Annotated in this window: 26 protein-coding genes; 11 read left to right on the top strand and 15 right to left on the bottom strand. The window is 66.4% G+C overall.

Annotated elements, in window-relative coordinates:
* Positions 1–64 precede the first annotated feature (64 nt).
* Positions 65–1,402 carry a methyl-accepting chemotaxis protein gene (locus tag U1H82_RS00360; protein ID WP_322962945.1) on the bottom strand — a complete coding sequence of 446 codons (1,338 nt, stop codon included), beginning with the start codon at positions 1,400–1,402 and terminating at the stop codon, positions 65–67.
* 181 nt (positions 1,403–1,583) lie between these two features.
* Between U1H82_RS00360 and U1H82_RS00355 the strand changes: the two genes are divergently transcribed.
* The gene (locus U1H82_RS00355; RefSeq protein WP_322962944.1) at positions 1,584–2,828 is read left to right on the top strand and encodes a phospholipid carrier-dependent glycosyltransferase; all 1,245 of its coding nucleotides are present in this window, start codon (positions 1,584–1,586) and stop codon (positions 2,826–2,828) included.
* Positions 2,829–2,832: 4 nt separating this feature from the next.
* On the opposite strand, the gene U1H82_RS00350 is transcribed toward U1H82_RS00355, so the two are convergent.
* The 3 genes from U1H82_RS00350 to recO are packed head-to-tail and all read right to left on the bottom strand — an operon-like array spanning position 2,833 to position 5,769.
* The gene (locus tag U1H82_RS00350; protein ID WP_322962943.1) at positions 2,833–3,933 is read right to left on the bottom strand and encodes a glycosyltransferase family 2 protein; all 1,101 of its coding nucleotides are present in this window, start codon (positions 3,931–3,933) and stop codon (positions 2,833–2,835) included.
* 5 nt (positions 3,934–3,938) lie between these two features.
* On the bottom strand, positions 3,939–4,982 hold the full coding sequence (leuB, locus tag U1H82_RS00345) for a 3-isopropylmalate dehydrogenase (protein WP_322962942.1): 1,044 nt from the start codon (positions 4,980–4,982) through the stop codon (positions 3,939–3,941).
* Positions 4,983–5,037: 55 nt separating this feature from the next.
* On the bottom strand, positions 5,038–5,769 hold the full coding sequence (recO, locus tag U1H82_RS00340; RefSeq protein ID WP_322962941.1) for a DNA repair protein RecO: 732 nt from the start codon (positions 5,767–5,769) through the stop codon (positions 5,038–5,040).
* 391 nt (positions 5,770–6,160) lie between these two features.
* On the opposite strand from recO, the gene U1H82_RS00335 reads away from it, so the two are divergent.
* Together U1H82_RS00335 and U1H82_RS00330 are read left to right on the top strand one after the other, a co-directional pair.
* The gene (locus U1H82_RS00335) at positions 6,161–6,568 is read left to right on the top strand and encodes a VOC family protein (RefSeq protein ID WP_322962940.1); all 408 of its coding nucleotides are present in this window, start codon (positions 6,161–6,163) and stop codon (positions 6,566–6,568) included.
* 212 nt (positions 6,569–6,780) lie between these two features.
* A complete protein-coding gene (locus U1H82_RS00330) occupies positions 6,781–7,236 on the top strand; it encodes a hypothetical protein (protein WP_322962939.1) in 456 nt (151 codons plus the stop codon).
* A 201-nt stretch (positions 7,237–7,437) separates the two neighbouring features.
* On the opposite strand, the gene uvrC is transcribed toward U1H82_RS00330, so the two are convergent.
* The 10 genes from uvrC to U1H82_RS00280 form a co-directional block, all read right to left on the bottom strand.
* Positions 7,438–9,357: an excinuclease ABC subunit UvrC gene (gene uvrC, locus U1H82_RS00325; protein ID WP_322962938.1), complete on the bottom strand. Its 1,920-nt coding sequence runs from the start codon at positions 9,355–9,357 to the stop codon at positions 7,438–7,440.
* 240 nt (positions 9,358–9,597) lie between these two features.
* The gene (locus tag U1H82_RS00320; RefSeq protein ID WP_042484285.1) at positions 9,598–9,918 is read right to left on the bottom strand and encodes a DMT family transporter; all 321 of its coding nucleotides are present in this window, start codon (positions 9,916–9,918) and stop codon (positions 9,598–9,600) included.
* A 291-nt stretch (positions 9,919–10,209) separates the two neighbouring features.
* Positions 10,210–10,860 carry a F0F1 ATP synthase subunit B family protein gene (locus tag U1H82_RS00315; protein ID WP_375339489.1) on the bottom strand — a complete coding sequence of 217 codons (651 nt, stop codon included), beginning with the start codon at positions 10,858–10,860 and terminating at the stop codon, positions 10,210–10,212.
* A gap of 16 nt (positions 10,861–10,876) precedes the next feature.
* Positions 10,877–11,371, bottom strand: coding sequence for a F0F1 ATP synthase subunit B family protein (locus U1H82_RS00310; protein ID WP_322962936.1), 495 nt, complete (start codon positions 11,369–11,371; stop codon positions 10,877–10,879).
* A gap of 63 nt (positions 11,372–11,434) precedes the next feature.
* Positions 11,435–11,662: a F0F1 ATP synthase subunit C gene (locus U1H82_RS00305; RefSeq protein WP_007406947.1), complete on the bottom strand. Its 228-nt coding sequence runs from the start codon at positions 11,660–11,662 to the stop codon at positions 11,435–11,437.
* An 82-nt stretch (positions 11,663–11,744) separates the two neighbouring features.
* Positions 11,745–12,536, bottom strand: coding sequence for a F0F1 ATP synthase subunit A (locus U1H82_RS00300; protein ID WP_322962935.1), 792 nt, complete (start codon positions 12,534–12,536; stop codon positions 11,745–11,747).
* Between the two features lie 33 nt (positions 12,537–12,569).
* Complete coding sequence (locus U1H82_RS00295) at positions 12,570–12,887, bottom strand: AtpZ/AtpI family protein (protein ID WP_322962934.1); 318 nt, start codon at positions 12,885–12,887, stop codon at positions 12,570–12,572.
* A 226-nt stretch (positions 12,888–13,113) separates the two neighbouring features.
* Positions 13,114–13,494: a YdbL family probable chaperone protein gene (locus tag U1H82_RS00290; protein ID WP_322962933.1), complete on the bottom strand. Its 381-nt coding sequence runs from the start codon at positions 13,492–13,494 to the stop codon at positions 13,114–13,116.
* Positions 13,494–13,655, bottom strand: a complete 162-nt coding sequence (locus U1H82_RS00285; protein ID WP_175311778.1) for a YnbE family lipoprotein — start codon at positions 13,653–13,655, stop codon at positions 13,494–13,496. Before U1H82_RS00285 ends, U1H82_RS00290 begins: the two co-directional genes overlap by 1 nt.
* 56 nt (positions 13,656–13,711) lie before the next feature.
* Complete coding sequence (locus U1H82_RS00280; RefSeq protein WP_322962932.1) at positions 13,712–16,894, bottom strand: intermembrane phospholipid transport protein YdbH family protein; 3,183 nt, start codon at positions 16,892–16,894, stop codon at positions 13,712–13,714.
* 170 nt (positions 16,895–17,064) lie between these two features.
* Between U1H82_RS00280 and radC the strand changes: the two genes are divergently transcribed.
* The 8 genes from radC to U1H82_RS00240 all read left to right on the top strand — a co-directional run bounded on the left by radC (position 17,065) and on the right by U1H82_RS00240 (position 23,338).
* Positions 17,065–17,754: a RadC family protein gene (gene radC, locus U1H82_RS00275; RefSeq protein ID WP_322962931.1), complete on the top strand. Its 690-nt coding sequence runs from the start codon at positions 17,065–17,067 to the stop codon at positions 17,752–17,754.
* 574 nt (positions 17,755–18,328) lie between these two features.
* Positions 18,329–18,904 (top strand): aminoacyl-tRNA hydrolase, encoded by a 576-nt coding sequence (gene pth, locus U1H82_RS00270; RefSeq protein ID WP_322962930.1) that lies wholly within the window; start codon positions 18,329–18,331, stop codon positions 18,902–18,904.
* Positions 18,901–19,503: a TIGR02466 family protein gene (locus U1H82_RS00265; RefSeq protein WP_058745799.1), complete on the top strand. Its 603-nt coding sequence runs from the start codon at positions 18,901–18,903 to the stop codon at positions 19,501–19,503. The genes pth and U1H82_RS00265 overlap by 4 nt, the downstream gene beginning before the upstream one ends.
* Positions 19,504–19,669: 166 nt before the next feature.
* On the top strand, positions 19,670–19,861 hold the full coding sequence (locus tag U1H82_RS00260; protein ID WP_322962929.1) for a hypothetical protein: 192 nt from the start codon (positions 19,670–19,672) through the stop codon (positions 19,859–19,861).
* A gap of 64 nt (positions 19,862–19,925) precedes the next feature.
* Entirely contained in the window at positions 19,926–21,026 is a 1,101-nt protein-coding gene (gene ychF / locus U1H82_RS00255) for a redox-regulated ATPase YchF (RefSeq protein ID WP_322962928.1), read from the top strand.
* A gap of 81 nt (positions 21,027–21,107) precedes the next feature.
* Positions 21,108–21,500 carry a BLUF domain-containing protein gene (locus U1H82_RS00250; protein ID WP_322962927.1) on the top strand — a complete coding sequence of 131 codons (393 nt, stop codon included), beginning with the start codon at positions 21,108–21,110 and terminating at the stop codon, positions 21,498–21,500.
* A gap of 78 nt (positions 21,501–21,578) precedes the next feature.
* Complete coding sequence (locus U1H82_RS00245) at positions 21,579–22,868, top strand: alkaline phosphatase family protein (protein ID WP_322962926.1); 1,290 nt, start codon at positions 21,579–21,581, stop codon at positions 22,866–22,868.
* Between the two features lie 20 nt (positions 22,869–22,888).
* A complete protein-coding gene (locus U1H82_RS00240; protein WP_322962925.1) occupies positions 22,889–23,338 on the top strand; it encodes a MaoC family dehydratase in 450 nt (149 codons plus the stop codon).
* A gap of 8 nt (positions 23,339–23,346) precedes the next feature.
* Here the strand turns inward: U1H82_RS00240 and U1H82_RS00235 are convergent, their stop codons facing one another.
* Positions 23,347–23,904, bottom strand: coding sequence for a hypothetical protein (locus U1H82_RS00235; RefSeq protein WP_322962924.1), 558 nt, complete (start codon positions 23,902–23,904; stop codon positions 23,347–23,349).
* Positions 23,905–24,049: the final 145 nt, after the last annotated feature.

Below are 24,049 nucleotides of genomic sequence, written 5' to 3'. Positions count from 1 at the left end.
GCGGGGACACCCCTCCGTCAGGCCTGCGGCCTGCCACCTCCCCTTACAGGGGAGGAATTGCGGTTCAGGCCGCCTTCCACATCGGTTGCGCCGTCGCGGCGGGGGCACGCGTCGTCAGGCGGAAGCGGCCGACCTGATCCGCCATCGCGCTCGCCTCGCCCACCAGCTCGCGGGCGGCGGCGGTCGCTTCCTCGACCATCGCGGCATTTTGCTGGGTGACGGAATCGAGGTCGCCGATCGCGATGGTGATCTGCGACGCGCTGCTGGCCTGTTGCTGGGAGGCGCTGGCGATGTCGCCGATCAGGGTGGCCATCTCGCTCACCTGTGCCGCTATGCGTTGCAGCGTCGATCCGGCGGCGTCGACCTCCTGCACGCCCGATCGAATCTGCGCATCCGACGCGCCGATCCGGCTCTTCACATCCTTGGCGGCATCGGCCGAGCGTTGCGCCAGTGCGCGGACTTCGCTGGCGACCACGGCAAAGCCCTTGCCCGCATCGCCTGCGCGCGCCGCCTCGACGCCCGCGTTCAGCGCCAGCAAATTGGTCTGGAACGCGATGCCGTCGATCACACCGATAATCTCGGAGATTTCGTTGGAGGTCCGCTCGATCCCGCCCATCGCATCGATCGCGCGCTGCACGACCACGCCGCTTTCCGCCGCGTTGGTCTGTGCGGCGGCGGCGACATGCGCGGCCTTGCTCCCGAACTGCGCGGTTTCCTGAATCGCGCTCGTCACCTGCCGCATCGCGGCGGCGGTTTCCTCCAGCGAGGCGGCCTGATGCTCGGTGCGGCGCGACATGTCGCCCGCCGCCTTGCCGATCTCCAGCGCGGCGCTGTGCACCCGGCGCGACGACGAGTCGATCGCCTGGATCGAGCTGCCCAGCATCTGCGCGGCTTCGTTGAAGTGGAGGCGCAGCGGCTCGTAATCCTCGCGGAAGGGCTTGGCGATGCGGTGGGACAGATCGCCATTGGCGATCCGCGACAGCCCGTCGCCGAGCTGGTTCACCATCTCCATCGTCTCACCCATGTCCTGGATGAGGACCAATACGTCCTGCGGCGTCACGACATGCGCGGGGATCAGAGTGACGAGGAAGCGCTGCACCTGCCCCCGGCGATCGGCATTCAACCATTCGAACCGGGCAAAGCCATCGCGAAGCGCCTGCGCCACCCGCTCACCGACATGCACTTCGCTGGGGCGCCCGTCCGCCTGACAGGGTGCCGAGAAGTCGATGGGGTTCCGACCCAGCACCTCGGACAAGGGGTGATCATAGACCCGCGCAGCGGCGGCGTTGCCCGCGACGAACGCGCCTTCCGACAACAGCATCATCGCATCGGGCGAGTGCGCGAACATCGCCAGCGCCAATCGGTCCGCGACGCTCGCATCCTTCTTGCCGAACCAACCCATCGCCCAATCCGTTCTTTGCCAGTATCGATCCGGGCGTCGAACGGCATGGCCGAGCGATTCTTCCCATGGCATGCTGGCTTATCCGATAAGTCTGAAGGATGGGTTAGGAGCGATCCCGCACATCGTCATCGCGCCCAGAAACCATTTGTGCCCCCCGCCCCGCCCGGCCATGACCTGTGCCATGCGCCGCCTGCTCGCTCCGTTCCACCGCCCGGTTCCGACCCTGCTCGCCCTGCTGATCGCGGCGCAGGCGCTGTTCTGCTGGCGGTTGACCATGCCGCATGAACTGGTGTTCGACGAAGTGCATTATGTCCCCGCCGCGCGCACCCTGCTGGCGCTGGAGGGCCCGGCGAATATCGAGCATCCGCTGCTCGGCAAGATCCTGATCGCGGGCGGCATGCTGCTGTTCGGGGATGATCCGCTCGGCTGGCGCGCGCTGTCGACGGTGGCGGGGACGGCGATCGTCGGGGGCGTGTTCGCCATCGTCTGGCTGATGACCCGGCAGACCCGCGCCGCCGCGATCGGGGCATCGCTGACCATCCTCAACTTCATGGTGCTGGTCCAGGCGCGGATCGCGATGCTCGACGGGTTCATGGCGGCCTTCGTGGTGCTGGCCGTCGCGGCCATGGGCTGGGCGATACGGGGGAGCGAGGCGCAGAGTCGGAGGCGCTGGACGCTGGGTGCGGTGCTGCTGGGCCTGGCGGTCGGGACCAAATGGGCGGCGGTGCCCTATCTGGGCTATGCCGCGATCGGCTTCGTGATGATGAAGCGCGGCGATCCCAGCCGCTGGCCCGGCTTGCGCTGGTGGTCGGCTTGGGCGCTACTGGGTCTGGGGGCGGGGCTGGCCTATGCGGCGACCTTCGCGCCTGCGTTCTTCTACGCGCGCGAGCCGATGACGCTGGCCGAACTCCTTCCCTTCCAGCTGGAGATGTATGCGCGCCAGACCCAGGTCCTGCCGCCGCATAGCTATCAGTCGACCTGGTGGAGTTGGCCGGTGATCGGGCGGCCGATCTGGTATTTCTATGAATTTGCCGAGGGGGCGCAGCGCGGCATCTTCCTGCTCGGCAATCCGGCGGCGATGTGGGGCGGGCTGGTCGCGGTGGCGGCATGTGCGCTCGGCTGGCTGCGCACCCGCGAGGTGCGGCTGGGCGTGGCGGCGGCACTATGGATTGGCGGCTTCGCGGTCTGGGCGATCATCCCCAAGTCGCTGGGCTTCTATTATTATTATTTCCTGCCCGCGATCTGGCTGTCGGTCGCGCTGGCGGTGGCGATCGATCGGTGGCGCGGGCGGATGCGCGACTGGGACGAGGCCTATCTGGTCGCCGTCGCGTGCCTGTTCGTCTATTTCTATCCGATCCTGACCGCGGGCGCCCTGGCGGGGCCCAAGTCCTTCGCGCGCTATACCTGGTTCGCCGATTGGCGGTGACGGGTCAGTAGCGTCCCCAGACGAAGCGCGACGACAGCGCATAATTCCACACCGCCCCGACCAGCACGCCGATCAATGCCGAAACCGCCCATTCATTGGCCCGCGCATCGTGCAGGAAGGCGGCCACGCCGACATTGGCGATCGCCCCCACCGCACAGACCAGGCAGAAGGACACCCACCCGTCGAGCAGCGGCTTGAACCCGCGCAACCGCCGGTCGCGATAGGTCAGCGCGTTGTTGAGGAAGAAGTTGAACGTCATCGCGGCGGCCACCGCGACGATCTGGCTGGCGAGGAAGGTCGCACCCAACACCACGAAGAACAGGCTGAGCACCGCCATGTGCACGCCCACGCCCAGCACCCCGATCGCCGAGAACATGGCGAAGCGCACCGGCACCACCTTGCCGAAGCGCCGGTCGTACAGCGCGATCAGATATTCCATCGCCACGACATGGTCGAGCTTCGACTCGCCCTCGGTCCGCAAGCGGAAGACATAGGGCATTTCGGCGGCGCGAAGCGGGCGCGGCGAGGCGCTCATGATGTCGAGCAGGATCTTGAAACCGATCCCCGACAGATGCGGCACCGTGTCGCGCGCGACCTGGGTGCGGACCATGAAGAAGCCGCTCATCGGGTCGGACAGGTTCACGTTCAGCACCCGCTGCGACAGCTTGGTCGCGAAGGCCGACTTGGCCACGCGGTCGCGGTCCCAGTCGCCCGTGCCGCCGCCATCGACGAAGCGCGAGCCGACCACGATGTCGAGATCCGCCTCGGCCTGCAAACGGTCGAGCATCTTCGGGAGCAGCGTCTCGTCATGCTGCAAATCGCCATCGATCACCGCCACGATCGGCGCGGCGGTGGCGCACATCCCCTCGATACAGGCCGAGGACAGACCACGCCGCCCGATCCGCTGGATCACCCGGACGCGGGGGTCGACCCGCCCCAGCTCGCGCGCGGCGTCCGCCGTGCCGTCTGGACTGTTGTCATCGACGAAGATCGCCTCCCACCGCCGCCCGGCCAGCGCCTGGTCGAGCTTGGCGATGAGCACCGGCACATTGGCGCGCTCGTTAAAGGTCGGAATGACGACCGCGAGTTCGAGGAGCGCGCCCATGGACCTCAGAGCCGTTCGAGGATCGCGTCGGCCATGGCGCGGGTCGACAGGCTGCCGCCCAGATCGCCGGTCCGCGCGCCGTCGCGGATCGCGCCCGCCACCGCCGCATCGATGCGATCGGCGGCCTCCGCCATGCCCAGCGAGTGGCGCAGCATCATCGCCGACGACAGGATCGCGGCGCAGGGATTGGCCTTGCCCTGCCCGGCAATGTCGGGTGCCGAGCCATGGATCGGCTCGTACAGCCCCTTGCCCGTCGCGCCCAGCGCGGCGGAGGGCAGCATCCCGATCGAACCCGCGCACATCGACGCCTGATCCGACAGGATATCGCCGAACAGATTGCCGGTTAGGATCACGTCGAACTGGCCCGGATCGCGCACCAGCTGCATCGCGCAATTGTCGACATACATATGGTCGAGCGCGACCTGCGGGTAATCCTTCGCCACCTCGATCACCACGTCGCGCCACAGCTGCGAGGTTTCCAGCACATTGGCCTTGTCCACCGACAGCAATCGGCGGCGGCGGCGCATCGCGGTCTCGAAGCCGACGCGCGCGATCCGCGCGACTTCTTCCTCGTCGTAACGCATCAGGTCATGGCCTTCGCGCAGGCCCGCCTCGGTGGTGCCGCGCCCCTTGGCGCCGAAATAGACGTCGCCGGTCAGTTCGCGGACGATCACCATGTCGATCCGGCGGGCGATGTCGGGACGCAGCGAGCTGGCATCCTCCAGCCCCTCGAACAGGCGGGCGGGGCGCAGATTGGCGAACAGGCCGAATGCCTTGCGCAAGCCCAGGATCGCCTGTTCGGGGCGATGCGCGCGCTCGAGATTGTCGAAGCGCGGATCGCCGACCGCGCCGAACAGCAGCGCATCGGCACGCTCCGCCACCGCCAGCGTCTCGGGGGGCAAGGGATGGCCCGCCGCCTCATAGGCCGCGCCGCCGACCTTGGCCTCTTCGAAGGTCAGGCCGAGGTCCAGCGCCTCCAGCACGCGCCGCGCTTCCGCCGTCACTTCCGGCCCGATGCCGTCACCGGCGAGGATCGCGATCAATGCCATGGCTGGCCCCTTCTTACCTATGTTCGGAAGCGCCCTTTGCCTTAGCGGGCGGGCATCACGCAACCGCCCTTTTGAAACGATCGAACAGCCGGGTGCGCGCAGGCATCGGATCATGGCGCATCCCGACCAGAATATCGCGCGCCAGGAAATGCGCGGTGATCCGCCCGGCGGCAAATATGTCGGGCCAGTCCGCCGCCCCGCCCTCGCGCAAGAAGACCGGCAAGGGGAATAGCCGCGCCTCATAGCCGAACGCCGCCCCCACCGACACCGCCGCCCCGCTCTTGGGGCTGACATAAGCCAGATCGTCCGCTTCACCGGTCACCGTGCACCGCTCGAGATCGAGCCCGAACCCCAACTGCCCCAGCAACAGCAATTCATAGCGCACCAACGCCCCCGCCCAGCCCCGCGCCGAGGGTGCCGACTCGATCGCGGTCAGCACCGCGTCGAGCGCGTCGTACAGGATCGGATAAGGCTGTTCCTCGGGCAGCGCGGCGGCGGTCAGCGCACACAACCACTCGATCCCGGCGGCGGCCAGCGGCTCGCCATGCAGCCCCGCCCGGCTATGGCCCGGCTCAACGGTCAACGCGGCAAGCTGCTCCACCGTCCGCGCCCGCCATTCGCCGATGACCCCGTTCCCCGGCTGAAGGATCGGCCGAAGCCCCCGCGACCGCCCACCCCGGACATAACCTGGCTGCACCCCATCCTCGCGGGTCAGACCCCGCACGATCGCCCCATGCTCGCCATGCGGCCGGACCGACAGGATGATGGCGGGGGCGACCCGGTGCATGACTGACGATGTAGGGGGGAATGGGATGGGATGCTATGGAGGGCAAGGAGCCCAATCGCTTTGAACGAACCGGCCCCCGATCCGATTACCCGGAAGACGACATGCCCCTTTCCGAAAACGATCCATCCGAGAACGCCCCGGCCGTCTCGCTCGCGGTGCACCTCGCGCTTGACGCCGTTCGCGTGCAGCCTAGAGTGCTTATCGCCTAAAAAGACAGCGATGCAGGTATGGTGACAACCTGCGGTCTCCCCGGAGACAGTCACGCTTGAGCAGGTAACGCCCGCTCTTGGCCATGGCCGGACACTACGAGGGTTCACCTCGTGCGTGGCCGGTCGTCGTTGTCCGAACTGCGATCGGTCCGTGTCCGTCTCATCAACGGAAAGGCACGACCATGAAGCTGAACCACATCAATCTTTACAGCCACGACACTGAAGCCGATCGAGCGATGTTCGAGCGCTATTTCGGCCTGCGCACCCTCGTCGTGCGCGGGCCTAAGATGGCGATCATGCAGGATGATGACGGACTCGTGCTGATCGTCAACCACTTCGAGAGCAAGCTCGACGGGTTCGACTATCCAAAGAGCCTCGACATCATGCATATCGGTTTCATCCAGGAGTCCCGCGAGGCCGTTGACGCCATGCACGCGCGCCTGAGCGGGGACGGCTGGGAGACCCAGGCACCGCATGAAACGCACGGTGCATGGTCCTTCTACTTCCGGGCGAAGGGCGGATACTTCGTCGAGGTGACGACGCTAACCCCGGTGCGCCCCGAAGAGGCGTATCATGCAGGATCGCAGTAAGGCCACCTTGGTCGGCGGTGCAATCCGCCGACCATTCCCGATTCTCGAGGGTGAAGCGGGAAAGGCGGTACGATGGATAGCTCACCGGCGATCTTCATTGAACGAGCCCGCAACGGCGGCATAACCAATGTTCCTTGTGGGAGCGCCTGTTTGCCGGCAGTCTCGATCCAGCGGACTTTCACGAGGGGCCGTGGGTTAGGTTGGGGGGTAATATGCAGGCACAATGGGTTCGGCTGATCGGCAAGCTGACGATGTCGGTTGTTGTGGCGGCTTCCATCGGTTTTGCAGGAGCGGCTATCTCTCAGGTGAGCGTGCCTGGAGGTAAAGGCAACATCGCAATTATATTCGGTCTCACATTGAACGGCCCACAAGAAGGCGGCCCGATCCAAGTAAACCTCATTGGTGATAAGAACGAACCTGAGCGTTCACTCGTCATCATTGGTCCCAATTGTGAAGTCGCGATGGCACACGGCGGCATCACTATCGGTCCGATCGATAAGCAGCTGGAGCTCTCCCGCAAGGTCGCCCCTCGGCGAGGTATGGCTGCCGTCGCGAACTACGCGAAGCGGGCAGGCTTTCAATTATCACCGCAAGAGGCCGAGTGTGGCGGCCGTGTTATGGAGCAAGCGGCGCGACGGGAAGCTCTGAAGCTCAATTGGGGCGGGTAATCGGCAGCTCTCGCATCAATCTCCAGACCCCGAAAACGAAAGATCAGCGAGGAGGCAAAGCGAGTCGGTCAGATCGAACTTGCCCGTGTAGACGGTGTTCTCAATCGGTTCCCGATTACTCTTTCCCAAAACCCATTTTTGGACATTCGGGAACGTGGAAGGGGAGCAATGAGAACGCGACGACGCAGGAGGATCAGCCCCTCACTGACTATGGTAAAAGTCGTACACCTGCTGTGCGACCGCTTGGCTCACCCCCGGCGCTTTCTGCAAGTCCTCCAGGCTGGCGTTGCGCACCGCCCGGCCGGTGCCGAAGTGCATCAGCAGCGCCTTCTTCCGCGCCGGGCCGATGCCGGGCACTTCGTCGAGCGGGCTCGCGCCCATCGCCTTGGCGCGCTTGTCGCGGTGCGCGCCGATGACGAAGCGGTGGACCTCGTCGCGTAACCGCTGGAGGTAGAACAACAATGGCGCGTTGACCGGCAGCATCCGTTCGCTGCCGTCCATCATGTGAAAGACCTCGCGCCCCTCGCGGCCGTGATGCGGGCCCTTGGCGACGCCGACCAGGCAGACATCCTCGATGCCCAGATCCTCCAGCACCGCCTTGGCCGCGTTGAGCTGGCCGCGCCCGCCGTCGATCAGCACCAGATCGGGCCAGGTCGCGTCGTCGCGGTCGGGGTTCTCCTCCAGCTGACGGGCGAAGCGGCGGCGGAAGACTTCGCGCATCATGCCGAAATCGTCGTTGGTCGCCGCCTCGTTCCCCTTGATGTTGAACTTGCGATACTGGCCCTTCTGGAAGCCCTCCGGCCCCGCCACGACCATCGCGCCGAGCGCATTGGTGCCCTGGATGTGGCTGTTGTCATAGACCTCGATCCGCTGGGGCGGTTCGGACAGGTCGAAGAAGTCGGCGACCTCGCGCAGCAGCTTGGCCTGGGTGGTCGACTCGGCCAGTCGCCGGTCGAGCGCCTCGACCGCGTTGCGCTTGGCCTGGTCGAGCAGGCGGCGGCGGTCGCCGCGCTGGGGCACGGTCAGCTGCACCTTGTACCCGGCACGCTCGCCCAGCGCCTCGGTCAGCAATGCGGTTTCGGGCAACTCGCGGTCGAGCAGGATCGTCTTGGCGGGCGGCACCTCCTCGTAAAATTGGGTGAGGAAGCTGGTCAGCACCTCCTCTTCGGGCACGTCGTTGGTGTGTGCGGGGAAGAAGCTGCGATGCCCCCAATTCTGGCCACCACGGATGAAGAAGGCCTGGATGCCCATCACCCCCTCGCGATTGGCCAGCGCGAAGATGTCGGCGTCACCCACCCCCTCGGCGTTGATCGCCTGAGTCCCCTGGATGAAGGTCAGCGCCTTCAGCCGGTCGCGCAGGATCGCGGCCAGCTCGAAATCCATCGCCTCGGCCGCCGCCTGCATCTGCGCGCCGAGCTTGGCCTGGACCTGGGTCGACTTGCCGCCCAGGAAATTCTTCGCGTCGGCGACCAGCTCGGCATAGGCGGCCTCGTCGATCCGACCGACGCACGGCGCGGAGCAGCGCTTGATCTGGTAGAGCAGGCACGGACGGTCGCGCCCCTTGAAGAAGCTGTCGGTGCAGGAGCGGAGCAGGAACAGCTTTTGCAGCGCGTTCAGCGTGTTGTTGACGCTGCCCGCGCTGGCGAAGGGACCGTAATAGTTGCCCACCGCACGGCGCGCACCGCGATGCTTCTGGATGCGCGGGAAGTCGTGATCGTTGCGCAGCAGGATGAAGGGGAAGCTCTTGTCGTCGCGCAGCAGGACGTTGAAGGCGGGGCGATAGCGCTTGATGAGCTGCGCCTCGAGCAGTAGCGCCTCGGCCTCGTTGTTGGTCGTGACGATGGTCATCGACCGGGTCTGCGACACCATGCGTTGCAGGCGCTTCGGCAGGCGGTCGACCTGGGTATAGTTGGCGACGCGGTTCTTCAGGGCGCGCGCCTTGCCGATATACAGCACATCGCCGCGCGCATCCTGCATCCGGTACACGCCGGGACGCAGCGGCAGTGTCGCCAGCACGTTGCGGATCGCCGCCACCCCCGCCTTCAGATCGGGCGCATCGGCCCCGCGCAAGGTGAAGGTGGATTTCTCTTCGTTGAAGCGGTCGACGGGAGGCTCGGACATCGGGTGCGATTTAGGAGCGCGGGGGGCGGATCGCTACCCTATGGGAGGGCTTTGGTTCACGCGAAGACGCGAAGACGCGAAGGTTTTTTGCGCGCAAAGGCGCGAAGGATCATCTTCCAATTCCTCCCCTGCAAGGGGAGGTGGCAGGCCGAAGGACTGACGGAGGGGTGTCACGGCCAGCGGGGACACCCCTCCACCAGCTTCGCTGGTCCCCCTCCCCTTGCAGGGGAGGAATGAAGTTCACCCTTGCGCGAAGAGCTTGGTGCCCATCACGCCGATGACGGTCAGGACCATGAAGCCCGCCTGGATCGGCGCGATCTTGTCGCCGAACACGATGGCCCCGCCGATCACCACGCCCACCGCGCCCAGTCCGGTCCACACCGCATAGGCGGTCCCGGCCGGAAGCCCGCGCATCGCGAGCGCCAGCAGGCCCATATTCACGAAGCTGAGGATGATCGGCACGCTCGACGCCTGCCAGGTGGCGACGGTCGCCGCCCATTTCAGGCTCAGCGCCCAGCAAATCTCGGTAATCACCGCAATGCCCAGAATGACCCATGCCATCGGAGCGTCTCCTTTGTCACGGGCTCGGGGATATGGGCATCGTCGCCGGAAACCCGAAAGAGACGGCGATGCGGGCCTGCCATTTCGGGCGGGCTATGAGGTTGGAGAATTGGCCCCTCCACCACCGGGCTTCGCCCGGCGGTCCCCCTCCCCAAGCGAGCTTGGGGAGGAATGGGTTTAAACGCGGCCCACCCTCCGAGCCTGAACGGGGTTGAGGAAAGCCCCTAAACGACCGAACCGCGCCTCGGCCTTCACCGAAGCGCGGTCCTGTATCCGGCGACGCCGGGTGGGTCAGTTGGGCCGACCCAGCCCCGCAATCGAGCGGTCGATCATCGCCCGATCCGCATCGGCCGAGTGATGCTCGGCGATCAGCAGACCGGCGGCCTTGGCGGCAGCCTCGGCGGCGCGGGCGCGGACCTCGGCCAGCGCGGTGCGCTCGGCGGCGGCGATCTTGTCCTCGGCCATTTTGGCACGACGCTCCATCAGCGCCTCGGCATCGGCCTTGGCCTTGCTGAGCAGCTGACCTGCCTCATGCTGCGCCTGGACGCGCATGGCTTCGGCGTCGGCATGCGCCGCCTTGGCCTTGGCCTCATATTCGGCCTTCAGCGCTTCGGCTTCCTGACGCAGCTTGGTCGCTTCGTCGAGCTGGGCGCGGATGGCGGCGATCTTCTGATCGAGCGAACGCCCGATCATCGACGGCACCTTCTTCACCAGCATCCCGATCAGCACGACCAGCGCGGCGAGTGCCACCCAGCCGGTCGAATCGAACCCCAGCGCGGTCGGGCTGGCGGCGTGATGCTCGGTCTCGGCGGCCGCGACCGTGTTGCCGGTCAGGCCCCCATTCAGGCCATCGCCCTCGCGGATCGGCTTTTGCGCCATGCCTTCGGCCGAAGCCGCATCGGCCAGGTTCTGCGCGACCAGCGCATCGCCGTTGGTCAGCACGCCGTTTGCGGAATGATTAGCCATGCGCGCTTACCTTTCGCACCGCGTCGGCCGCCGCATCCTCGCCCACCTGGACGCCGGACAGCTTGGCGACGAGATCGCGCGCGGCATCGGCCGCCACGGTCTGGAGATTGGCCATCGCCTCGGCCTTGGCATTGGCGATCGCCAGGTCGTGATGACCCAGACGCTCGGCCAGGTCGGCATCGGCCGCCTTGACCTGCGCCTCGAAAGCATGGGTCGCCCGCGCTTTGGCGGCGTTGGTTTCGGCCATCGCGGCGGTGCGCGCGGCGTCCATCTCGGCCCGCCATGCCGCCTCGACCCGGTCGGCCTCGGCACGCGCGGCCTCCGCCGCCGCCAGATCGCTGGCGATACGGCCTTCGCGAGCGTCGACGGTCGCCTGAATCTTGGGCACCATCCCACGACCGACCACGAAATAGAGCAGGCCGAAAGTGATCAGGAGCCAGAAGATCTGCGACGCATAGGTCGCACTGATCTGTGCTATCTGGGGCATGGAGTCCTCGTTGCCATATCAACCGGGCGCATCGTCACCGACACGCCCGGCCGATCCGAATGATTAGGCGACGAACACCAGGATGATCATCGTCACGAAGGCGAGCAGGCCCAGAAGCTCGGCACCGGCGAAACCGATGAAGAGGCGGCCCTGCTGGCTGTCCGCCGCACCCGGATTGCGCAGCGCGCCTTCGAGGAACTTGGCGAACACGTTGCCCACGCCGAGCGAGGCGATGCCCATGCCGATAGCGGCCAGACCGGCACCGATCAGCTTCGCGGCTTCTGCGTCCATTTCAATCACTCCAGTTCAAAAAGGGTCGTTTGGGTATTCAACTTGAGGCGGCGCGTCCGCCCGCCCGATCCGGCTTAGCGGATCAGTGCAGGTTGACGGCGTCGTTCAGGTAAACCGAGGTCAGCAGCGCGAAGACATAGGCCTGGATCGCGGCGACCAGCAGTTCGAGAAGCGTGATGCCGATCATCAGCAGGAAGCTCGGCAGGGTGATGAGCGCGGCATAACCCGGGCCCATGTTGATGCCGTTGATGACGAAGGCGGCGAGAACCTTCAGCAGGATGTGCCCCGCGGTCATCGCGACGAACAGTCGCAGACCCAGCGAGAAGGGGCGCACCAGGAAGCTCATCAGCTCGACCACGAAGATCAGCGGAATCATCAGCTTGGGCGTACCATGCGGCACGAACAGCGCAAAGAAGTGGAAGCCGTGGCGACCGAAGCCGACGATCAGCACGATCGCGAACGAGATCACGGCGAGCACGCCGGTCACGGTCAGGTGGCTGGTCACGGTGAAGGGATGGACACCCGGCACCACGCCGAAGGGCAACAGGCCCAGCACGTTGGCGAACAGGATGAACATGAACAGCGAGAAGACGTAAGGCAGGAAGCGCTTGCCCTCGGGTCCGATATTCGACGTCAGCATCGAATTGACGAAACCGGTGAAGCCCTCCACCGCCGCCTGCCAGCGACCGGGGACCAGATCGCGCTTCATCCCGCCGATCATGAAGATCCACAGCGCGACGAGCGTCACCACCATCCACAGAGCGGAATTGGTGAAAGAAAGGTCGTAGCCGCCGACCACCCAATGCCGACCGAGCACCGGCTCGATCAGGAACTGGTGCATCGGATCAATCTTGCCGCCCGATTCTGCCGCCACGCTGCTTCGTTCCCACATATGACGAACGCCCGGTTACTCCGGGCGTTCGCCAGAAATCCGAATGATCTGCCTGAACGCCACGCCGATCCCCAGGAACAGCATCACGATCAGGGCCCAGGGTGCGGTGCCGAACCAGCGGTCAAACAGCCAGCCGATCAACGCACTGCCGACAAGACTTCCGATCAGCGCGGAGATGACGCGGCTGCCCTGGGAATATCCCCTGTCGGCATCCATCTTCACCCCCTGCCGCGACACGCCTTCCGCTTTCGCCTTAGCCAGTCGCTGATCCAGCGCGGCCAGACGCGGATCGTCCGCATCGCCAAAGTCCTGTCCGGGTTCCGTCTCCGCCACGCAGCCACCCTCACCTGATTTCGTCACCGAAGGGGAGAATGCGCGCGAACGGCGAGCGACCCCGCCAAGGCGAGGCCCGTTTAGAAAGCCCCTCCCCCCAAGTCAACCGCCTGGGGTGGAGCTTGTGACAGATGTGTTAAGCATTGTGGCCGGTTGGCGACAGAAGGGTGCCCCTCTCTCTTATTCTTCTCCCCTCCCGCAGGCGGGAGGGGCGTAAGACGAAGGATTACACGCAGGAGGACGAACGCTCGGGCGGGGCGGAGCCACGGGTCTTCCACACACCCTCCGGCGTCTTGTACTTTTCGCCGGGCGTGGTCTGCGCGATCAGGTTGCAGCCGCTGGTAAAGGCCATCTGCTCGACGGTCGCGCCGCTGGCCTGCGCCTTCTGGGTATAGGCCGCCTTGCGCTGGATATTGATGTTGTTGACCAGCGCGCGCAGCGCCGGGGTCGCGCTGCCGACGATGCCCAGATAGCCGTCGGGCTGTTCACCGACCAGACCTTCCGCACGCGCGGCGGCATAGGCCGGATCGCGCTGCGCCATCGCCATGCCCGACACGCCCAACAGCGCGATCGCGCCCAGCCCCGTCATCACCCACTTCGTCTTCATCAGAATATCCCCGGATTCTGCTGGATCAGCGATTTGGCCTCGCCATCCAGGCGATATACCACTTCCTGCGTCACATTGATGTTCAGATTGATCTCGATCGGCTTGTCGGGCGCGGAGATGTTGACGCACCCCCCACTCAGCAATGTCAGCGCGACCGGCATCCATCGTGCCCCATTCCAGATCGGCATTCTGTCCAGCATTTTCAATCCTGTTACGGTCATGGCACGGTCTCGCTTGCGCTGTGCTGAATGGGGGACGTTTTCGGGGCGGCGGACGGGGTGACGGGCGGCGCGGCCCGCTTGTTCTGCTCTTCCAGCAGGGCGGGCAGGTTGCGCTGGATCAACCGGCGCGGGTCGTAGAAGGACTGGGCCGAATCGAGCAGCCCCCGGAAAGGCGCCTTGATCCGGACGTTGAACACGAAGGGCAGCTTTTGCAGCCGTCGGATGATGAAGTTCGACTTGGCGCCCTTGCCCTGGCTGATCCCGGTGAAGCGGACATCGGTCACCATCTCGCCCGCCAGCGGCCCGTTCATGTCGATCCGCAGCGAACGATAATTCAGCGAGCGCAGCGCCCCGAAGGCCAGATTGCCCCAGAAGCCCAGATTCTTCTGACTGACCGTACCGAGATAGGCGATGCTGCCGCCGCCCGGCCGCACGACCAGCCGACCATGTTCGATCCGGCCGCCATTGATGTCGAAGACCATCGGCAACTCGCCGTCGAAGACACCGGTGGCGTTCAGATTCTGGAAGTCGAACTGCAACAGGAACTGGTCGGCCGCCGCGCCCTTGACGTGGAAGGTCATGCGCCGCTCCATCGCCTCCGAAAAATCGAGCAGCGTCGGGTCGAGGGTCAGTTCCCCACCCGCAAAGGGCCAGCGTCCGCCATCCACCTTGATCCGGGTGCCCGACAGCGTCTGATAATGCACGACGCCGTTCGTCACCTCGATGCCCGGATTGACCGAGCGGATCGTCACCACCTGATCGGGCGCGCTTTGCAGGGCGAGCAGGTCGGTGAAATGGATGGTGCCCGCAATACCGCTGACCGGGCCGAAGGCGGCGGCGAGGTCGAGCGATTCGGTGCCGAACGCGCCGGTCGAGCGAACACCATCCGCGTCCCAGACGATACGCCCCTGCCCCGCCACCTTGCCCGCCACATCGGCGATGACGCCGTAGGTGACGGGGGTCAGCAATTCCGGCTGGAAATCCTTGGTGAAGGTGATGCCGGGTACGGTCAGCTTCGCCTCGCCCGCGCCCCGGTCGAGCGCATGGGTGATGGTGACGTCGGCGACCTTCACCGACTTGGTCGGCTCGAACAGCGTGCCATTGGCGTCGATCCGGCTGCCCGCCAGCGTCAGCGTGACGTCGCGCGCCGCCATCGGCAGGAAGCGCGGCGCATCGGCGCGTGCATCACGCACCTGAAGCCCGCCGTTCAGCGTCAGCACCCCGCCCGCCAGCGTCCAGTCGCCCTGCGCCTGCCCCAGCAGCAGGGGCACCTGCCCCACCTGTCCGCCGCCGCCGGTGAACTGGCCGGTGATACCCTGCGGCGTGATCCGGCCGTTCAGCGTCGCGGCATCAATGCGGGTGGGCGATTCGGGCCGGCCGATGCTGGTCTGCACACCGGTCAGCACGAAGCTGCGATCCGCCAGCGCGAAACGGGTGGTCGCCGCCGCCAGCGCGAACGGGCTGCTGCCGATCTGCCCGGCGAGCTTGATCGGCCCCAGCTGCGCGCCGCCGCCCAGCCTTGTACCGTCGAGCCGGACCAGCGCCCCGCCCAGCGGACAGAGCCGCAGCCCCACCCGCGCCAGCTTCAGGCTCGATAGCGTCAGCCGATCAATCGACAGCGGCTGACATGCCGGGTTGACCACCAGGCGCCGTCCCCCGTCCCAGCGTGCCGCGATAGGCAGGACCAGCCCGTCGATCCGCCCGCCACTGATCAGCCCGGACAGCGCGACGCGGGTCGTCACCTGGGTCTCGCCATTCGCCGCCGACCGGAACACCATCCGGTCGAAGGCCAGCGCCGCCCCGCCCGCGTCATAGCGCGCCAACTGGGCGGTGCCGCGGATCGGCTGCTTTGGCCCATCCTGTTGCAGCGTCGCGCGAAGGCCGGGCAGGCCGCCGCCGCCCATCGCCAGCCGGGTATCGATCCGCACGCCGCGCGCATCGACGGCCAGACCGCTGCCCCCGGCAAAGGCGAGCCGCCCGCCGCTGGCGGCCGCGATCGTCATATGCGGCACCCGCACCACAAAGCCGGGGCCATGCGGCCCCCGGTCGCTGTCGATTGCCAGCCCCATATCGGCCGCGAAGCGGCGCCCGTTGCGCCGGACCGCCTCCACCATGGCATGCAGCACCGGCCCGACCGGCGTGCCCGCCGCCTTGTCGCCCGCCTTCACGACCGAATCCAGCAACGCAGGGGCCACCTGCGCGCCGCCCAGTTGCGCCTGCCCGTCGAAACGCGTGGCCGGACCGACCAGATAGCGCCCCGCGACCATCACCCGCTCGGCTCCGCCGAACCGGGCCTTGGCCTTGCGCGCGACCAGCTCCATGCGGCCCTGCGTGCCCTTGGGCGTTCCGATGAAATCGAGCTGGCCGTCGATCGCGGCGGCCACCGCCACCGGGTGGCGGATCGCGCCGCTGCCGACCGAGGCGCGGCCCTGCCAGTGCTGAAGCGCGGCACCGAAGGTCACGTCGACCCGCGCCGCCAGATCGGCCACCGCCACCTCGCCGCAGCGCAGATTGCCGAGCCGCAACGGCCCGGTCAGCGTCGGCTGCTCGCGCACCACCCGCACGTGCAACGGCGCGGCCAGCCCGGTCGCCACGCAATCGCCCATCACCAGCCGGGGCGCGACCGCCGCCATATGCCCGACAAAGCCGTCGTTCAGCACCCCCTGCCCCGACACGCTCAGCCCGACCGGGCCATGCGGCGTGTCGAGCCGGATGCCGCCATCCTCCACCACGACGTCGAGCGCCGGCAGCTGGAACGGCTTGCCCGAGGCACCCGACGATCCCATCAGCTTGTCGAGCGTCCCCAGGCTGATCCGCCCATCGATCAACCGGCCGTGCAGGCGGACACGCCCGGCCCGCACGCCGGTCACGACCGGGCCCGACAGGGTCATGCGGGTCCGCGTCTCCATCCAGTCGGCGACCAGATCGGGATGGCGCGGATCGCCCATCACCACATTGGTCAGCCGCTGCCGTCCCAGCCCCAGGTCGGAAATCTTGTAGCGGGCGGGCACGCCGCGCCGCGCCAGTTCGCGGTCCAGGACGTTTCCGGCCAGTTGCTTCCGTTCGACCCACAGGCCGATCAGCGCGGTCAGGATAATGAGGGCGATGGCGATCAGGATACGCTGCAACCGCCGGAACCGGCGGACGGGGCTGACCGCTTCGGTCGCGGGCTCGCTCACGGGCGAGCCCATGGGCGTTTCGCTGTCCTCGCTCGCGCCCTCCACCCCGATGCCACTCCCTTGACCTTGACCTGCGTCATAGACGCCGGTTCCCGCGCCACGCAATCGCGCGAAGCCCGGCGACAGTTCCCATCGCGCCGCTTATGTTGGCGCAAGACGGGGGACGGGACATGCACGACGACAGCGAGAATCAGGTCAACGACCATGCCGGACACCGCGCGCGGCTGCGCGACCGATTGTTGGGGGGCGGCGGATTACTCGATCATGAACTGATCGAATATCTGCTGATGACCGCCATCCCGCGCCGCGACACCAAGCCGATCGCCAAGGCACTGCTGCGCGAGTTCCACGATATCGGCGGCGTCCTGACCGCCGATCCGATCGCGCTCCAGCGGGTCGACGGGGTGGGCGAGACGGCGGCAGCAACGATCAAGATCGCCCAGGCCTGTGCGCTGCGGCTGGTTCAGGCGGAGGCGACGAAGCGGCCGGTGCTGTCCAACTGGCAGGCGCTGCTCGACTATCTTCATGCCGACATGGCGCATCACGGCGTGGAGCGGGTGCGAGTGCTGCATCTGAATACCCGCAACATGCTGATCCGCGACGAATTGATGGGACAAGGCTCGATCGACCAGGCCCCCGTCTATGTCCGCGAGGTGATCCGGCGCGCGATCGATTTCGGTTCGGCCGCCTTGATCCTGGTCCACAACCATCCCAGCGGCGACCCCTCGCCCAGCCGCGCCGATATCGACGTGACCCGCGCCATCGCCGAGGCGGGCAAAAGGCTGGGCATCACGGTGCACGACCATCTCATCATCGGCACGTCGGGCCATGTCAGCCTGCGCGCGCAGGGGTTGATTTGAGGGGTTCGACGAACTGCGCGGCATCGCATCGGCCGTTTTCGCCTAATTGCCGACATCCGGGCGGCATGGCAGATTGCCCCTCATGTCCCCCGTATTTGCTTTGCTCGCCTCTGCCGCTCAAGTTGCGACGGGTTCCGTAACCCAGACAATGGACTTCTCTCGCAGTTATGTCGTTTGGATCAGCACGGATCGTGGACGATGCACGTTTTTCATGACTGATGCTGGAGAGGATGCCCACCAGCTTACCGAGACTCTGCAGAAAAACTACAACCCATCCGCTGGTATCGAGATTTTGACGGACAGTGACACGCCCCGCCGATGCGTCGCCAAGGCGGAGAAAGCGGTGAAACGGTCTGGCTTCTCTTTGTTTCGTGTGCGCCGGGGCACCGACGCGGACCGCTCGCCGGGCATCCCGTAAGGTCCGCTTTCCACCAAAAGCAGACATTCCATTGCGGTGGACGGCATTACGCCAAGGTGCATAGCGATGCCCCTCGAACCCCACGCCACCACACATTGGAAACCCTCGTCCCCAGATGCTAGGGGCCGGCCCGACGACGCGAACGAGGAACATCACATGCAGGTCTGGACCGGGCTGGGCAATCCGGGCGCGCAATATGCGATGCACCGCCACAATGTCGGCTTCATGGCGATGGACGCCATTGCCGAGGTGCATGATTTCGGCCCCGTGAAAAAGCAGTTCCAGGGCTGGACCCAGGAAGGCCGGATCGGCGGCAAGAAGATCCTGCTGCTGAAACCCGCCACCTTCATGAACGAAAGCGGCCGCAGCGTCGGCGAGGCGCTGCGCTTCTACAAGCTGGGCGTCGAGGCGCTGACCGTGTTCCACGACGAACTCGACATCGCCCCCTTCCGCGTCAAGGTGAAGACCGGCGGCGGCACGGCGGGGCATAACGGCCTGCGCTCGATCGACCAGCATCTGGGGCCGGACTTTCGCCGGGTGCGGCTGGGCATCGGGCATCCGGGACACAAGGACCGCGTGACCGGCCATGTGCTGGGCAACTACGCCAAGGCCGAGATCGAGCCGCTGTCTGACCTGCTCGGCGCGGTGGCGGCAGAGGCGCATTGGCTGGCGGAGGGCGACGATGTGCGCTTCGTCAACGATATCGCGCTGCGGATGGGGGATGCGGCATGAGCGTGCGGCGGCTTTTCGCTTCGCTTCTCTATGAAGGCCAGCTCGACGATGCCGATCTGCTGGCCGACATCGAACAAAGCTGCTGGGCGCTGGCCGAGGACGACCGCGCCGGGCGGCGCTGGAGCAAGGAGCATGGCTATCGCGGTTATACCAGCTATGCCTCGCTCAACGACCTGCCGATCCGCGATCCGGTCTTTGCCGATCTGAAGAAGAAACTCGACCGCCATGTCGCGCGCTTTGCGGAGGAATGCGCCTTCGATCTGGGCGGGCGCAAGCTGAAGCTCGACAGCCTGTGGGTCAATGTCCTGAAGCCCGGCGGCCACCACTCCGCGCATATCCACCCCCATTCGGTGGTGTCGGGCACGCTCTATGTCGCCATGCCCAAGGGCTCGGGCGCGCTGAAACTGGAGGACCCGCGCCTGCCCATGCTGATGGCCGCCCCGCCCCGCCGCCCGGATGCGCCGGACGACCTGGCGACCTTCGCCACCGCCACGCCCGAGCCGGGTACGGTGCTGCTGTGGGAAAGCTGGCTGCGGCATGAGGTGGTGCCCAACGGGGCCAAGGGCGAACGGATCAGCGTCAGCTTCAATTATCGCTGACCGCCGACCGGAACGGTCGCGACGATGCGCACTGCACCCGCGACGAGATGAAAGGTTCCCTCAACTCGTCGCAGCTATAAGGCAATTCGTCGCCGCAATATCGAGCCGTTAACCTATTTTGGGTAAGGGCGAAATCGATCGCACCCTTATTCCGGACCCTATCCCGATGCTCGAATTCGCTGTCTTCACCTTTGGCATGTTGGCGAGCTTCGTGCTGTCGGGCCTTGGTCGGAACAAGAAGGCGCAGCGCGCCAATCCGCCGATGCTGCGCTATATGGGTCTGGTGCTGATGGGCTTTTCGGGCGCGATGGGCGTCATGCTGCTCGGCTATGCTGCGGCCCTGGCGCTCAACGCGTGAGTTGAGCCGAACCCCGTTCGCCGCTAGAGGGGCGCTTTCCCCTTTTCCACAGGAATAGCGACGCATGGGTTTCCGCTGCGGCATCGTCGGCCTGCCGAATGTCGGCAAGTCCACCCTTTTCAACGCGCTGACCGAAACGGCGGCGGCGCAGGCCGCCAATTATCCGTTCTGCACGATCGAGCCGAATGTCGGCAACGTCGCGGTCCCCGATCCGCGCCTGTACCAGCTTGCCGAAGTCGCCGGATCGGCCAAGATCATCGAGACTCAGCTCGCCTTTGTCGACATCGCCGGGCTGGTGCGCGGCGCGTCCAAGGGCGAAGGCCTGGGCAACCAGTTCCTCGGCAACATCCGCGAGGTCGACGCGATCGTCCATGTCCTGCGCTGTTTCGAGGACGGCGACGTGACTCACGTCGAGGGCAAGGTCGATCCGATCGCCGATGCCGAGACGGTCGAGACCGAATTGATGCTCTCCGACCTGGAAAGCCTGGAAAAGCGTGTCCCGGCCTTCATCAAAAAGGGCCAGCAGGGCGACAAGGAAGCCAAGATCGCTGCCTCGGTGCTGGGCCAGACGCTGGAGCTGCTGCGCGAGGGCAAGCCCGCGCGACTGACCGTGCCCAAGGACGAAGAGGAAGCCCGCGTCTTTGCCCAGGCGCAGCTGCTGACCGCCAAGCCGGTCCTCTATGTCTGCAATGTCGAGGAATCGAACGCGGCGAACGGCAACGCCCATTCGCAGCGCGTCTTCGAAAAGGCCGCCGCCGAGGGTGCGCAGGCCGTCGTCGTCTCCGCCGCCATCGAAGCCGAGATCGCGACCATGCCCGCCGAAGATCGCGGCGAGTTCCTGTCCGAACTGGGCCTGGCGGAAACCGGCCTGGCCCGCGTGATCCGCGCCGGTTACGCGCTGCTCGACCTGCTGACCTTCTTCACCGTCGGCCCGAAGGAAGCACGCGCCTGGACCGTCCATCGCGGCGCCAAGGCGCCGAACGCGGCAGGCGAAATCCATAGCGATTTCGAACGCGGCTTCATCCGTGCCGAAACCATCGCCTTCCCCGACTATATCGCCTTCAAGGGTGAAGCAGGCGCGCGCGATGCGGGCAAACTGCGCGCGGAGGGCAAGGAATATGTCGTCCAGGACGGCGACGTGATGCTGTTCCGCTTCAACGTCTAACGCATGGTGCGCCGGTTGAAAATCCTTCGACCGGCGCCATTGGCGCTTTGCAGATGCGGGGTGACACGCTAGGCGCCCGACATGATCCATGTTAGTGCGTTTCGTCGCGTCATCTATAGCAGCCGCGCGACCGGCGGCGATATCCGTGCCGATCATCAGGCCATATTGGCCAGCTCGCGCCGCAATAACGGCATGGACGGTATCTCCGGCCTCTTGTGGGTCGGCGATGGCCAGTATCGCCAGCTGCTCGAAGGCCCGGCGGACAGCGTGCGCGAAACCCTGTCGCGCATCATGGGCGATCCCCGCCATGCCGATATCCGCATCCTCGACGACCGGATGACCGATGGCCCGGCCTTCGGCGAATGGGCGATGGCCGGACTGCCGGGCGACCAACCGGCAGACGCCGCCGAACGCCTCCGTCTGCTGCTGCGCAACGCGGCTCCGGATATCCGTCAGTTCTTTCCGGTGGATTGAGGGGCCGCAAGGCGGCCGCTCCCCTCTCGCCACTGTCACATCGCGGCGCTATCGGCGGCTCCGAAAGGACAGCCTCCCGTGATCCGACTCCCCTTTGTTGCTCTTGCGCTCGCCCTGATCGGGGGCTGCGCCTATCCCCATACGCCGCCCGCGCTATCGCCGGTGACCAGCGCCCCCGTCGCCTCCACCGTCAGCGAGGCACGGGCGCCCGTTACCATCCTGGTGTCGATCGACGGCTTTCGGGCCGATTATCTGCAGCGCGGCATCGCCCCCAATTTGTCGCGGCTGGCCGCCGACGGCGTGCATGCGGCGATGCGGCCGTCCTTTCCGTCCAAGACCTTTCCCAATCACTGGACGCTGGTGACGGGCCTGGTTCCCGACCATCACGGCATCGTCGCCAACAGCTTCACCGACCCCACGCGTCCCGGCGAACGCTTCACCATGTCGTCCGACCAGCCCTATTGGTGGAACGCTGCCGAGCCGATCTGGGTCACCGCCGAAAAGGCAGGCATTCCCACCGCCACCATGTTCTGGCCCGGCTCCAACGTTGCCTGGGGCGGCACGGTTCAGAACGACGCGCATCACAGCGTCACCGGCGGCATCCGGCCCCGTGACTGGCAGCAGTTCAATCAGAGCGTGTCCGACCGGCAGCGGGTCGATGCGATCCTCGACTGGCTGCGTCGCCCGGCGACCAACCGCCCCCGCTTCCTGACGCTCTATTTCGACGAGGTCGACACCGCCGGTCACGAGGATGGCCCCGACTCGCCGCAGGTCAATGCGGCGGTCGCGCGGGTCGATCAGGCGATCGGGCGGCTGGTCGAGGGCCTGGCCGAGCTGCATCAGCCCGCCAATCTGGTCATCGTCGCCGATCACGGCATGGCCGGGATTTCGAGCGACCGGGTGGTCGCGCTCGACCGGTTCGTGAACCCGGCCGACTATGTGCTGGTGGAGGACGGCCCCTATGCGACCTTCCGTGCCGTACCGGGGCATGAGGCGGATCTGGAATCCCACCTGCTGGGCCATCACGATCATATGGATTGCTGGCGGTCGAACGCGATGCCCGCGCGGTTCCGCTATGGTCACAATCCGCGCATCCCGCCCTATTTCTGTCTGGCCGATGCCGGGTGGACGATCATGGCGAAGCCGCCGGAGAAAGCCTATACGGGCGGCACCCATGGCTATGACAATGCCGATCCGACCATGGCGGCGCTGTTCATCGCCAATGGCCCGGCGTTCCGGCCGGGCGTCACGCTGGCGCCGTTCGACAATACCGATATCGCGCCGCTGCTGCGCGATCTGATCGGCCTGCCCCCGGGCCAGGGGCTGGATGGCAACGATGCACCGTTCCGCCGCGTTCTCAAGCGGTAGAATATTCAGGAGAGACGAGGATGATCTGGCTGGAGGATATCACGGTCGGCGACGTCACGCGGTTCGGCGCGTATCGGGTGGAACGCGAGGAAGTCATCGCCTTTGCCGAGCGCTATGATCCCCAGCCCTTTCACCTGTCCGACGACGCGGCGGCGGCCACCCATTTCGGGCGGCTGTCGGCCAGCGGCTGGCACACCGCGTCGATGGCGATGGCGATGATCGTCGCGCATTTTCGCGACACCGGCTTTCAGAGCCTGGGGTCGCCCGGCGTCGACGAACTCCGCTGGATGAAGCCCGTCTATCCCGGCGACACGCTACGCTGCGAGGCGGAGGTGCTGGAGACGCGGCGCTCGGCCAGCCGCCCCGAAATGGGTTTCGTAACCAGCCGCTGGACGGTCTTCAATCAGGACGATGTCGCGGTGATGAGCATGCGCCCGACCGTCATGATCCGCGCACGCTCCACCGACTGACCGGCGGATCAGCGCGGCCCGCGCCCGCCCGGCTCGCGTCCGCCCGGACCGCCGGGGCGACCACCGCGCCAGCCACCGGGGCGCGGGCCGGGTGGGGTCGGGCGGACGCTGCCATTGCCATGCCAGCCAGGGGGAGGCCCGTCGCGGCGACCGCGCCAGCCGCCCGGCACGGGGCCGGGGCCGCCAGGACCGCTGGGGCCAGCGCCCGGCATCGGCCCGCGCCAGCCACCGCGCCCCCATCCCCGCCACTGGTCGCGCATTGCGCCGCCACGCCACGCATCGCGGCGCCCTTCCCAATAGGCGCGTTGCCCGTCATTCCAGGGATAGGGGCGGCGATACCGGTCGTAGACATAGACGCCGGTGCCCGGATAATAGAAATTATCGTACCAGCCGAAATAGGACGGTGCGTAGCCATAGCCGCCGTAACCGCCATAATAACCGGGCGCATAGCCGCCATAGCCCGTACCGACCGAGACGCCGCTATAGCCATAGCCATCGGTGCATCCGCCCAGTGCCAGCAATCCGGCGGCGATCGCCGCGGCCCAACCCGTCTTTCCCAGGGTCATCCTGCTCTCCATGCCCCTGGCCTAGCCCAAGCGGGTGCGGCAGGGGTCCGTCATCCGCGTCGATCCGTGGTCAACCCCGCAGCGCGAAAGCTGGTTCCTACGCGCCTTCGCCTGCATAGGTGCTGAACGGGGGGTGCTGAACGGA

The sequence above is a fragment of the Sphingomonas fuzhouensis genome (assembly GCF_034659795.1).
GTDB lineage: Bacteria > Pseudomonadota > Alphaproteobacteria > Sphingomonadales > Sphingomonadaceae > Sphingomonas > Sphingomonas fuzhouensis.
Note: the sequence above shows the minus strand (reverse complement) of the source record. Positions and strands in the feature narration are given on the sequence as shown.

Bases quoted from the DNA above. Each gene is read 5' to 3' on its own strand.
- U1H82_RS00360 (WP_322962945.1), bottom strand. From the start codon at position 1,402: ATGGGTTGGTTCGGCAAGAAGGATGCGAGCGTCGCGGACCGATTGGCG.
- U1H82_RS00355 (WP_322962944.1), top strand. From the start codon at position 1,584: ATGCGCCGCCTGCTCGCTCCGTTCCACCGCCCGGTTCCGACCCTGCTC.
- U1H82_RS00350 (WP_322962943.1), bottom strand. From the start codon at position 3,933: ATGGGCGCGCTCCTCGAACTCGCGGTCGTCATTCCGACCTTTAACGAG.
- leuB (WP_322962942.1), bottom strand. From the start codon at position 4,982: ATGGCATTGATCGCGATCCTCGCCGGTGACGGCATCGGGCCGGAAGTG.
- recO (WP_322962941.1), bottom strand. From the start codon at position 5,769: ATGCACCGGGTCGCCCCCGCCATCATCCTGTCGGTCCGGCCGCATGGC.
- U1H82_RS00335 (WP_322962940.1), top strand. From the start codon at position 6,161: ATGAAGCTGAACCACATCAATCTTTACAGCCACGACACTGAAGCCGAT.
- U1H82_RS00330 (WP_322962939.1), top strand. From the start codon at position 6,781: ATGCAGGCACAATGGGTTCGGCTGATCGGCAAGCTGACGATGTCGGTT.
- uvrC (WP_322962938.1), bottom strand. From the start codon at position 9,357: ATGTCCGAGCCTCCCGTCGACCGCTTCAACGAAGAGAAATCCACCTTC.
- U1H82_RS00320 (WP_042484285.1), bottom strand. From the start codon at position 9,918: ATGGCATGGGTCATTCTGGGCATTGCGGTGATTACCGAGATTTGCTGG.
- U1H82_RS00310 (WP_322962936.1), bottom strand. From the start codon at position 11,371: ATGCCCCAGATAGCACAGATCAGTGCGACCTATGCGTCGCAGATCTTC.
- U1H82_RS00305 (WP_007406947.1), bottom strand. From the start codon at position 11,662: ATGGACGCAGAAGCCGCGAAGCTGATCGGTGCCGGTCTGGCCGCTATC.
- U1H82_RS00290 (WP_322962933.1), bottom strand. From the start codon at position 13,494: ATGAAGACGAAGTGGGTGATGACGGGGCTGGGCGCGATCGCGCTGTTG.
- U1H82_RS00285 (WP_175311778.1), bottom strand. From the start codon at position 13,655: ATGCCGGTCGCGCTGACATTGCTGAGTGGGGGGTGCGTCAACATCTCC.
- radC (WP_322962931.1), top strand. From the start codon at position 17,065: ATGCACGACGACAGCGAGAATCAGGTCAACGACCATGCCGGACACCGC.
- pth (WP_322962930.1), top strand. From the start codon at position 18,329: ATGCAGGTCTGGACCGGGCTGGGCAATCCGGGCGCGCAATATGCGATG.
- U1H82_RS00265 (WP_058745799.1), top strand. From the start codon at position 18,901: ATGAGCGTGCGGCGGCTTTTCGCTTCGCTTCTCTATGAAGGCCAGCTC.
- U1H82_RS00260 (WP_322962929.1), top strand. From the start codon at position 19,670: ATGCTCGAATTCGCTGTCTTCACCTTTGGCATGTTGGCGAGCTTCGTG.
- ychF (WP_322962928.1), top strand. From the start codon at position 19,926: ATGGGTTTCCGCTGCGGCATCGTCGGCCTGCCGAATGTCGGCAAGTCC.
- U1H82_RS00250 (WP_322962927.1), top strand. From the start codon at position 21,108: ATGATCCATGTTAGTGCGTTTCGTCGCGTCATCTATAGCAGCCGCGCG.
- U1H82_RS00240 (WP_322962925.1), top strand. From the start codon at position 22,889: ATGATCTGGCTGGAGGATATCACGGTCGGCGACGTCACGCGGTTCGGC.
- U1H82_RS00235 (WP_322962924.1), bottom strand. From the start codon at position 23,904: ATGACCCTGGGAAAGACGGGTTGGGCCGCGGCGATCGCCGCCGGATTG.